Source organism: Longimicrobium sp. (assembly GCF_036280135.1).
Lineage (GTDB): Bacteria > Gemmatimonadota > Gemmatimonadetes > Longimicrobiales > Longimicrobiaceae > Longimicrobium.
The window spans coordinates 1-9,528 of the sequence record NZ_DASURI010000385.1; the positions used below are offsets into that span (position 1 = coordinate 1).

12 protein-coding genes are annotated in these 9,528 nt (G+C 72.0%); 7 read left to right on the plus strand and 5 right to left on the minus strand.

The genetic code is table 11. From position 1 onward, the window contains the following. The 3 genes from VFZ20_RS12000 to VFZ20_RS12010 form a co-directional block, all read right to left on the minus strand. The coding region (locus VFZ20_RS12000; protein ID WP_329684120.1) for a sugar nucleotide-binding protein at nt 1-331 on the minus strand (331 nt) is incomplete at its 3' end. A 30-nt stretch (nt 332-361) separates the two neighbouring features. Beyond that, nucleotides 362-919, minus strand: coding sequence for a hypothetical protein (locus VFZ20_RS12005; protein WP_329684121.1), 558 nt, complete (start codon nt 917-919; stop codon nt 362-364). An 11-nt stretch (nt 920-930) separates the two neighbouring features. Beyond that, nucleotides 931-1,395, minus strand: coding sequence for a putative molybdenum carrier protein (locus VFZ20_RS12010; protein ID WP_329684122.1), 465 nt, complete (start codon nt 1,393-1,395; stop codon nt 931-933). Between the two features lie 183 nt (nt 1,396-1,578). Between VFZ20_RS12010 and VFZ20_RS12015 the strand changes: the two genes are divergently transcribed. The 3 genes from VFZ20_RS12015 (at nt 1,579) to VFZ20_RS12025 (ending at nt 2,785) form a co-directional block, all read left to right on the plus strand. Further along, nucleotides 1,579-1,860 carry a hypothetical protein gene (locus VFZ20_RS12015; protein ID WP_329684123.1) on the plus strand — a complete coding sequence of 94 codons (282 nt, stop codon included), beginning with the start codon at nt 1,579-1,581 and terminating at the stop codon, nt 1,858-1,860. Then, nucleotides 1,791-2,204 carry a hypothetical protein gene (locus VFZ20_RS12020; protein WP_329684124.1) on the plus strand — a complete coding sequence of 138 codons (414 nt, stop codon included), beginning with the start codon at nt 1,791-1,793 and terminating at the stop codon, nt 2,202-2,204. The genes VFZ20_RS12015 and VFZ20_RS12020 overlap by 70 nt, the downstream gene beginning before the upstream one ends. A gap of 164 nt (nt 2,205-2,368) precedes the next feature. Then, nucleotides 2,369-2,785, plus strand: a complete 417-nt coding sequence (locus tag VFZ20_RS12025; RefSeq protein WP_329684125.1) for a VOC family protein — start codon at nt 2,369-2,371, stop codon at nt 2,783-2,785. 473 nt (nt 2,786-3,258) lie between these two features. Here the strand turns inward: VFZ20_RS12025 and VFZ20_RS12030 are convergent, their stop codons facing one another. Beyond that, nucleotides 3,259-4,113: an HD domain-containing protein gene (locus tag VFZ20_RS12030; RefSeq protein WP_329684126.1), complete on the minus strand. Its 855-nt coding sequence runs from the start codon at nt 4,111-4,113 to the stop codon at nt 3,259-3,261. Between the two features lie 454 nt (nt 4,114-4,567). Here VFZ20_RS12030 and VFZ20_RS12035 point away from each other — a divergent pair, with 454 nt between their 5' ends. Next, entirely contained in the window at nt 4,568-5,818 is a 1,251-nt protein-coding gene (locus tag VFZ20_RS12035) for a threonine synthase (protein ID WP_329684127.1), read from the plus strand. Nucleotides 5,819-5,923: 105 nt separating this feature from the next. Here the strand turns inward: VFZ20_RS12035 and VFZ20_RS12040 are convergent, their stop codons facing one another. Then, nucleotides 5,924-6,940, minus strand: a complete 1,017-nt coding sequence (locus VFZ20_RS12040; protein ID WP_329684128.1) for a YheT family hydrolase — start codon at nt 6,938-6,940, stop codon at nt 5,924-5,926. Nucleotides 6,941-7,089: 149 nt separating this feature from the next. On the opposite strand from VFZ20_RS12040, the gene VFZ20_RS12045 reads away from it, so the two are divergent. Genes VFZ20_RS12045 through VFZ20_RS12055 form a run of 3 tightly spaced genes read left to right on the plus strand, consistent with a single transcriptional unit; the run spans nt 7,090 to nt 9,254 of the window. Next, complete coding sequence (locus tag VFZ20_RS12045) at nt 7,090-7,551, plus strand: hypothetical protein (RefSeq protein ID WP_329684129.1); 462 nt, start codon at nt 7,090-7,092, stop codon at nt 7,549-7,551. After that, nucleotides 7,548-8,189: a PIN domain-containing protein gene (locus VFZ20_RS12050; RefSeq protein ID WP_329684130.1), complete on the plus strand. Its 642-nt coding sequence runs from the start codon at nt 7,548-7,550 to the stop codon at nt 8,187-8,189. The genes VFZ20_RS12045 and VFZ20_RS12050 overlap by 4 nt, the downstream gene beginning before the upstream one ends. A gap of 27 nt (nt 8,190-8,216) precedes the next feature. Next, a complete protein-coding gene (locus VFZ20_RS12055) occupies nt 8,217-9,254 on the plus strand; it encodes a lipase family protein (RefSeq protein ID WP_329684131.1) in 1,038 nt (345 codons plus the stop codon). The last annotated feature ends 274 nt before the right edge of the window (nt 9,255-9,528 follow it).

Consider the following 9,528-nt stretch of genomic DNA (forward strand, 5'->3'; position numbering starts at 1 on the left):
AGGGCGACGACTCGCCGTCCAGCAGCGCGTCCGTGCTCATGTACACGAGCGCGGCGTCGATCGAAAGACACGCATCCACCACGTTCTCCGTGGCGCGGACGATGTCACGCTCGCCCTCCGCGGCGGAGTACGCCGTGTGAAGGACGAGCGCCGGCCGCACGCGCTGGAACAGCGCACCGACGGCGTCCCCGTCCGACAGCTCCACGGGATGCGCCTCCGCGCCGTGCACGGGCGACGCGCGACGCGTGGCGTGCACCTCCACGCCGGCGGGCGCCTGGCGGATGAGCTCGCCGCCCAGCAGCCCGCCCCCGCCGGTGATCAGGACGCGCACGTGATCTCGCGGACGCGGTGGATGGAATCGTCAGTCACGCTTGATCCTTCCCCGGTGGTGCACCAGCGTGCATTCGCCGGCAAGGCTGCCCCGCAGACAGCGCAGGTTGGCCTCGCCGGGCAGGCCACGGCGCTGCCAGTAGATAAGGATCTCCCGCCGGCCGTCCTCGTAGGTGTACTCCTCGCGGCCCTTGGGCTTGCCCCACTTCGCGGACAGCCGCGCCACCAGCGCCTCCACCGGCACCTGGTTCCATTCGTCGGAATAGGGGAGGACCACCGACTGCAGCGCGCTACGGTGAAAGAAGAGCAGGTAGCGGTCGTGGGGCGGCTCGCACCGTTCCAGGTCGCGGAGCAGCCGCACGCTGGAGTCCGGCAGCGGGGTGGAGCCGTAGCTGTCCAGCTCGCGCGTGCATCGCAGGTCCTCGCCGTGCGCGGCCGCGGCCTCCCGGGCTTCCGGCAGCAGCATTCCCAGCTGGTACCCGGCAACGGTGTCGAAGCGCACGTCGCCGTCCCGCGGGGCGCCGCCGGAGCCGCCGCCGCACGCGGCCGCCAGGCAAAGGGCAAGGCAGAGGAAAAGGATGCGGATCATCGGCGCGTGGATCAGGGGAGGGCGGCGCGCAGCCAGTCCGCGGCGGCGGCGTAGATGCCGGGCGCTTCGCTCTCGCGCGGCCCGGCGACGTTCAGCGTGCGGACGCGGTGAATCTGCAGCCAGCGGCGAAAGTGGCCGGCGTCCGGCGGCGCGTCCAGCTGCCAGGGGTACACGGGCCGGCCCAGCCGCCGCGCGCTCTCCCGCGTCAGCGCCGTGCCGGGGCTGTCGCCGGCCGCGACGAGCAGCGCCGTGCCGTCGCTGTCGCGCGCGTTCCACTCCGTGCGCTGGGCGGGATCGGCGGAGGGTGTTTCGCGCAGGGGGTAGCACCCGTCGATGGGGCCGTCCTCCGCCCACCGGCCCGCGGGGCACCAGCCGCCGCGCGGGATGCCGCGCTCCATCGCCACGTCCAGCGCCGCGCGGTCCACCCCCGTCTGCCCGCCGGACACGAGCGCCGCGAGCCCGCCCCATCCCTCCACCGCGCCTCCCGGTTGGCGTGCGAGGCGGACAACCTGCGTCCCCGCGCCGTCCTCCGCAAACGGCCGGTTGATGGGCGCGCCGCCGCGTGCTACGCTCTTTCGTCCCCGCCTCCCACCGCCGGGGATGCGCCATCCCCCCCGTCCGGGTACACGGGACCGCGTCGCAGCGGACGGAGCCGGAGGATGCGCGCCCTGGCCCGGGCGGGGCTCTTTGCCACCGTGGGTCACCTGGGCCTGTCGCCCGTGGCCGTGCACCAGGGCGCGGGGCGGGAGCGCGGCGACGGGACGGGGCGGATCGCCGGCACCCTGCTGGCCCTGGTGGGGGGGATCACCGCCACGGGCTGGGCCGTGGCGCTGGGGGATGGCTGCTCGCGGGGGACGCCTGGTTCGGCGGCGTGCATCCCGCCGTGCTGGTGCTGGCGTTCGTGCAGCTGCCCCTGCTGCTATGGATGGAGGCACTGCTGACGCTGATGGGGGGCCCCGAGTTCCTGCCGGCCGTGCCCGTGCTGCGGATGCTGCTGCTGTCCGTTCCCGGGATGACGTTCGCCACGGTGATGGCGCCGCAGTGGGTGGGCCGCGGGTTCTTTGCCCGGGTGGGGGCGCTCTCCCTGGGGGTGAGCGCCGTGGGGGTGGCCGCAGCCTGGATCGGCATCCGCGCGTACGGCGCGGCCGGCTTCGTGCTTCCCTACGCCGTGGGCGTCGTGGTAAACGGGGCCATGGCCGTGTGGGTGCAGCGCACCAGCCGCGCGGATCGCGTCCCCGTCGCCACGCCCGTCCTTCCCGCCTCCGCGGCGGACGCCACGCCCTGAGAAACGGACGTCACGCCTGAGAATGGCGAGGCCGGGGACGTCCCGCGCGGCGGAACGCGCGCGGCGGTGGACGGATCCGGTTTCTTCAAGACGGCCGGCGCAATCGCGCCGATCAACCGATGCCGGCCGCTGGCGCGCGGCGGCAACCCGTGACGGAGGAAGCGATGGAGCAGCGGCTGAGCCTGGTGACGCTGGGCGTGGACGACGTGGCGCGGGCGCGGCGGTTCTACCAGGCGCTGGGCTGGACGCCCGGCTTCGCGAACGAGGAAGTGACGTTCTTTCAGCTGGGCGGGATCGTCCTCTCCCTCTGGAACCGCGCGGCGATGGCCAGGGACACCGGCCGCACGCCGCGCGGGCCGGGCGACGTGGCCCTGGCGCACAACGTCCGCACGCGCGAGGGCGTGGACGCGGCGCTGGCCGAGGCGGTGGCCGCCGGCGGCACCGTGCTCCGCCCCGCGCACCAGGCGGAGTGGGGTGGATACTCAGGCTACTTCGCGGACCCGGACGGCCACGCGTGGGAGGTGGCCTGGAACCCCGACTGGCGGATCGACGACGACGGCAACGTGCACCTGCCGCGGTAGCCGGCGCCAAGGCAGCTCCGCGCCGATATCTGCCTTCGCCGTCAGCTCCTGCCGCACGCCGCCGCTGCTGTGCACACCGGCCGCGTTCGAGCCATCGATGCCCGCCGTGGTGCAGACAGGCCGGCATCCGCTGGGGGCAGTCCGCGCAGGCGGACTTCGTGCCTTTCCAGCGGCGAATTCCATTCGCTCCGGCGGGGAGACGACCTCACCGGATCAGATCCGCAACCGGCACCATTCGCTCCGCGCCGAGATCAGCGCTCCTGCCGCACTCCACCGCTGTGCACACGGGCCGCGCTCGAGCCGTCCATGCCCGCGCCGGTGCACACGGCGTCTCCCCCGCTGGGGCAGTCCGCGCAGGCGGACTTCGTGCCTTTCCAGCGGCGAATTCATTCGCTCCGGCGGGGAGACGACCTTACTGGACCCGATCCGCGATCAGCCTCATTCGCCGGAGCGGGATGCCGGCATCCCGCGGCTTACAGCCTGTACGCCGTCTGCACCAGGCGCTTCTCGGCCTCGCCCTCGATGAGGGCCTCGACCTCGACGTAGGACTCCAGGCCGCTGCCGTGCAGCTTTTCGCGGAACAGCTGGTCCAGCTGGAAGATGCCGGCGCTGTTGCTCATCTCCACGCGAATGCGGACAGGCTTGGTCTCGCCGCTCTCGATGTGCACGGCCTCGATGGCCGCCGCCGAGATGGAGTGGATGCTCATGGTCCCCTCGATCCCCATGGAGATGCGCGAGCGGCCCTTGGCCATGTCCAGCGCGTCGGCCACGCGCACCACGCCGGCCTCCAGCGTCATGGGCTTGCCGCCGCTGCGGTGGCCGATGATGGCGTGCAGCACCTCGCTCCGCAGGATGGTGGCCTGCCCCACGGGATAGATGCCCTCCAGCAGCTCGCGCACCTTGGGCTGCGCCACGAACAGGGAGAACTCCTCGTGGTCGCGGCGGTGAATGCTCATCCCCACGTCGTGCAGCAGGGCGGCCAGGACCACCACCACCTCCGCGTCGTCGATCCCCATCCCGTAGTTGTGCACCACGGCGGGCTCCACGCCGTGCTCGGTGAGCACGCGCAGCAGCTTGGCCGCGATGTTCATCACGATCTTTACGTGCACGGGGCCGTGGTCCGTCATCCCCAGGCGCTCCACGGCGTTCACGTTGGCGGACAGCCACAGGGCGTACAGCTCGTCGTCGGCGTTGATGCGGGCGATGAGCTGCTCCACCTTGGCGTTGCCGCGCGTGGGCACGTTCAGGGAAAGGCGGTGGCTGAAGCGCTCCTCCACCGTCCGGCCAAAGGTGGCGCGCACGTCCACCGGGTCGATCACGTCCGTCATTGTGTCTCGTTTCCGTTCGATGCAACTCGCGGGATCACCAGCCATTTACGCATGCCCGGTGCCCGTGCGGCGGCAGGCGTTTCCTCCCGGCGCCGCCGTCCGATCTCCTTGATAACCCACAGGCGCCCATCCGAGCCCTGCTCTCCCTATCGGACATCATTCAGCACTTTCGCGAAACCGGGACGGGTGATTATAATCATTCGTTCCGGTGTACGCGCTCCGTTTCCGGCATCGCGTTCACCCGTAAGCTGGTCGTGACGCGCAGCCTCGCCTCCATCGCCGATCGTACCTGACGCGGCCGGTTCCCGCGGGTGGGATCCGGCAAGGCGCCAAGCCGCGCCCATGCAGGCCACCGTTTCGGACAATAAACAATTGAAGCGAAATCGGCACTGCCCGGAAGGGACGCGCGGTGCACGCAGGCTCCCCCGTTTTCCCCCACACCTGGAGTAGGCACATGGCGAGGTTCTGGCTCACGTGCAGCCGCTGCGATGCCCAAACGGAGTTCCGCCTGTCGGCGCGGTGCGCGTGCGGCGGGTCGCTGCTGGTGGAGTACGACCTGGACCGCGTGGCCGCCACGCTGAGCCCGGGCGTGCTGCGGGGCCGGCACGGCTCGCTGTGGCGCTACCGCGAGATGCTGCCCGTGGAGCGCGACGAGTCCATCGTCTCGCTGGGCGAGGGCTCCACGCCGCTGCTGCCGCTGGACGCGGTGGCGCGGGAGCTGGGCATCCGCCGCCTGCACGTAAAGCACGAGGAGCAGAACCCCACGGGCAGCTTCAAGGCGCGCGGCTTTTCCGTGGCCGTGTCGCTGCTGGTGGAGCACGGCATCCGCAAGGCGGCCGTGGGCTCCAACGGCAACGCGGCCAGCGCCCTGGCGGCGTACGCCGCCCGGGCGGGGATCGCGGCGCACGTCTTTCTCCCGCGGGACTGCCCGGGGCTCATCGTGGACGAGTGCCGCTCGTACGGCGCCGAGACGTTCCTCGTCCGCGGCCTCATCCAGGACGCCGGCCGCCTGATCGACGCCGGCCGCGACGACGAGGGGTGGACCAGCGTGGGCACCCTGCGCGAGCCCGGCCGCGCGGAGGGCAAGAAGACGATGGGGCTGGAGCTGGCGGAGCAGCTGGGATGGCGGTTTCCGGACGTGATCGTCTATCCCACGGGGGGCGGATCGGGGATCATCGGGATGTGGAAGGCGTTCCGCGAGCTGCGGGCGCTGGGCTGGGTCTCGGGCGACGTGCCGCGCTTTGCGTGCGTGCAGGAGCACGGGTGCACGCCGCTGCTCCCCGCCATCACGGGCGACGACGGGGCCGGCGCGGCGGCGGACGAGGTGCGCCCCACGCCCACGGGGCTGCGCGTTCCCAGCCCGCCGGACGGCCCGCTGGTGTCGCGCATCGTGCGCGAGAGCGAGGGCACGGCCGTGTCGGTGACGCGCGAGGAGATCACGGCGGCGCAGGCGCGCCTTGGCACGGCGGGGGTCTCGTCGTCACCCGAGGGCGCGGCGACGCTGGCGGGGCTGGAGCGGCTGCGGGAGAGCGGGTGGGTACGGCAAACGGACGAGGTGGTGCTGTTCAACACGGCGCACGCGCTCAAGTACCGCCCGTGGACGCCGTCCGCGCCCGTGCCCGTCGTGGGCGACTACGCGGACTACCGCGCGCAGGTGGACGCCCGCCGGCAGGTTCCCGCGCTCCGTATCGCCGTCCCGGCGTAACAAAACTGCATCCTCAGCCAGAGCCGCGGAGGCGCGGAGAACTTCGTCGCGAGATGAAGTACTCTGCTGCCTCTGCTCCCTCTGCGTGAGAATGCAGTTGCCGTTTCAGTGGCTCACCTGCAGGGCCAGAAAGCGCGCTGCCTCGCGCTCCGCCCAGAAGCGCGGCCGGTGCGGCGGGCCCCCGATGAACCCCACGTGCCCGCCGTGGGGGACGAACGCCTTGTGCAGCATGGGGTTGGCGTCGATGGCCGCGCGGGGGATGGAGGCCTCGTCCACGAAGGGGTCGTCCAGGGCCTGCACCAGCAGCGTGGGGACGCGGATGGCGTGCACGAACCGCGCGGAGCTGCTGGACGTGTAGTAGTCGTCCGCGTCGCGAAAGCCGTGCAGCCGCGCCGTGAGCGCGTCGTCGAACTCGCGGAACGAGCGTGACGTGAAGATGCGCTCCGCGTCCACGAGCGGCCCCGGCAGGTCGCCCCGCGTCTCGCGCTTCGTGCGGTACTTGCCCACCAGCCGGCCCACGAAGTGCCGCGTGTACGCCCGCCCCATGAACGACGCCCACAGCTTGTCCGCGCCGCGTCCCAGGTCGAACGGCACGGACACCGACACCGCCGCGCGGATGCGCGACGCCTCGCCCTGCTCGCCCAGGTACTTGAGCAGCTGGTTGGCCCCCAGGGAGAAGCCGGTCCCCAGCAGCGTCGCCCGTGGAAAACGGTCCGCGAGCAGATCGAGCAGGAACCCGAGGTCCGCCGTGTCACCCGCGTGGTAAAAGCGCGCCGTACGGTTGGGCTCACCGCTGCACGAGCGAAAGTTCATGGCCACGGCGCGGATGCCGTGCTCCGCCAGCGCGCGGCAGGTCTCCAGCACGTAGGAGGACGACGCGCTCCCCTCCAGCCCGTGGATCAACAGGCACAGCGGCGCGCCGTCGCCCATGGCGGGCGCGCCGTCCACCGTGGCGAAATCCAGGTCCAGGAAGTCGCCGTCGGGCGTCTCCACGCGCTCGCGGCGGTAGTGCACGCCGTGCGGCGGCCGCACGAAGCGCCCGGCGATGGTCTGCGCGTGCGCGCCCGGCAGCCACCACGCCGGGCGAAACGGCCGCGGCGCGAAGGAAGTGCGATCGTTCATGCGCCCAATCTACCGCCTCCCCCCTTCCCCGTTCCACCCGGGACGGGAGAACCAGCATCCACTTTCGCGTGCCGTGCCCGCTGGGCAGAACGCGTCCGTCCGGTTACTATTCGTCGCAAGGTGCCGAATCTCCTTTCCCGGAAGCCACGATGGACACGCGCCCCGACATCGAGGTCTACTCTCCCGACCACCGGCTGCAGCTGGTGGTCGAGGTAAAGAGCACGCCGGGTGCATCGCCGCAGTGGGCCGCCCGCTTCCGCCGCAACCTGCTCTCGCACGGAGCGGTTCCCAACGCGCCGTACTTCCTGATCGCGCTTCCCGACTGCCTGTTCCTGTGGAGCAGGTCGTCCGGGATGAACGTGCCGCCGGATTACGAGGCGGCGACGGCGGACGTCGTGCGCGAGTACCTGGGCTCCTGGGCCGCGGGATCCGGCGACCTGGGCGAGGGCAGTCTCCAGATCGCCGTCGGATCCTGGCTCCGGGACCTGGCGCAGACGTTCCGCAGACCCCGGCGCGATTCCGAGGCGGACCGCATGCTCCTGGATTCCGGCGCCTACCAGGCCATACGGAACGGATCGGTCGCGTTCGAACCCAACGGCATCGGGCGATGATCGTCTACGCGGAGTCGAACTTCGTCCTGGAGCTCGCCTTTCTCCGCGCTGATCACGAGAACGCGGAGCGGCTGCTGGAGCTCTCCGAGGCCGGACGCATCCGGCTGGTCGTCCCCGCGTTCTCCCTCGCGGAGCCGCACGAGACGCTCATCCGGCGTGCCAAGGCGCGCCGCTCACTGCTTGTCCAGCTTTCGGCGGAGATCGACGAGCTGGCGCGTTCCAAGCCGTACCAGGCGCTCGCCCAGCGCTCGCGCGTAGTCACGGGCGTTCTGGCCGCGAGCGAAGAAGACGAGCGGCACCGCCTCAACCGCGTCGTGGAGCGCGTCATCGCCGGCGCCGACGTGATCCCCCTCACGGCTGGCGTCGCGGGGATGGCGCTCGAGCTTCAGGCGGAGCTCGGCCTGTCCGCGCAGGACGCGATCGTCTACGCGTCGGTGGAGGCGCACCTCAAGCGCGCGCCGGAGCAGCCGCGCATCTTCGTCAATCAGAACCGCAAGGATTTTCTCACGCCGGACATCCTCGACCGCCTGTCCGGCCTCCACTGCCGGTTCATCGCCAGCTTCGGCGGCGCGCGCGCCGCGGTGGAGAAGCAGCTGCGGACGGCTGATGCCTCGGACGCTGCGCCGCCTCTCTCCTAGCCGCTTCCAGGACCCACGCAGACGCTGGTGAGCTCCTTCCTGCAATCCGCCGACGCCCTTCCCCGGACGATCCCCGCGCCGCGGATCAGCCCCGTGGCCGCGCCGCCGGTCAGCGCGGTGGTGGCCATGACGCTGGCGGGGCTGTGCTACGCGCCGCGCCGGCGCATCGCCGAGCACCTGGCCACCCCCGCGCTCGCGACGGGCGGCGACTGGCGCGTGGTCTGGGGGCCGGTGGAGACCGTGGCCAACCTGCTGTACGTGGCCCACTCGCCCGCGGCCAACGCGTACGCCGTCGCCATTCGCGGCACGGTGCCCACGCCCGGCCCCGCGCAGCTGCTGAACGTGTACCAGGACCTGCACGTGGCGCAGGCGGTGGAGTGGACGCACGGCGACGCGCCCGGCGCCGTCATCGCGCGGGGCACGGCGGACGGGCTGCGCGCGCTGCTCTCGTGCGCCAGCGGCGGCGCCAAGCTGGAGGCGTTCCTGGAGCGGGCCACGGCGGATGCGCCCGACGCGGCCGTCGTGGTGACGGGGCACAGCCTGGGCGGGTGCCTGGCGACGGTGCTGGCGCCGTACCTTCGCCACCGGCTGCCGCACGTGCACGTGGCGCCGGTCACGTTCGCGGCGCCCACGGCAGGCAACGCGGCGTTCGCGGCGCACTTCGACGCGCTCTTTCCCGGCGCGCCGCGGTACCACAACCGGCTGGACCTGGTGCCCATGGCGTGGGCGGGGCTGGACGGCGTCGGCGGCCTCTTTCCCCCGCCGGGCCCGCGCTGTCCGTCCGCGTTCAGGCAGACGGTGCGCATCGTCTGCGGGTGGCTGGCCCGGGCGGGGCTGGACTACGCGCATCCCGGCGTGGGGATCGAGCTGGCGGGCGTGCCGGAGCGGCGCTTCACCAGGACGGACCGCGTGGCCGCGTTCACCCGCGAGCTCGTGCGCCAGCATCACCCGGACTCGTACCTGGCGCTGCTGGGCGCGCCCGGCCTGCCCTTTGAGCTGGTGCAGCTCCCCGTGCGCCTGCGCATCCCCAGGATCGCCCCGCCCTCCGCGAAGTCGCCCGCCTGACGGACCCCGCCCGGCGAGTCCGTGCACGAAAATCAGGCGCCGAGTCCCGCCTGCAACGGTCGCGCGTCCGGGCACCCGAACCATGCCGTTGCAGTTCTCTGCGCCCTCTGCGGCTCTGCGTGAGAAACGCAGTTAGGATTGCCCCGGCTTGGTGGACACCAAGATAAGCCCGTAGGTTACGGGCAGGAGGTGACCATGGCCGAGAAGCGAAGGCAGTTCACGCGCGAGTTCAAGCTGGAAGCAGTGCGTCTGGTATCGAGTGGTGAGCGGAAAG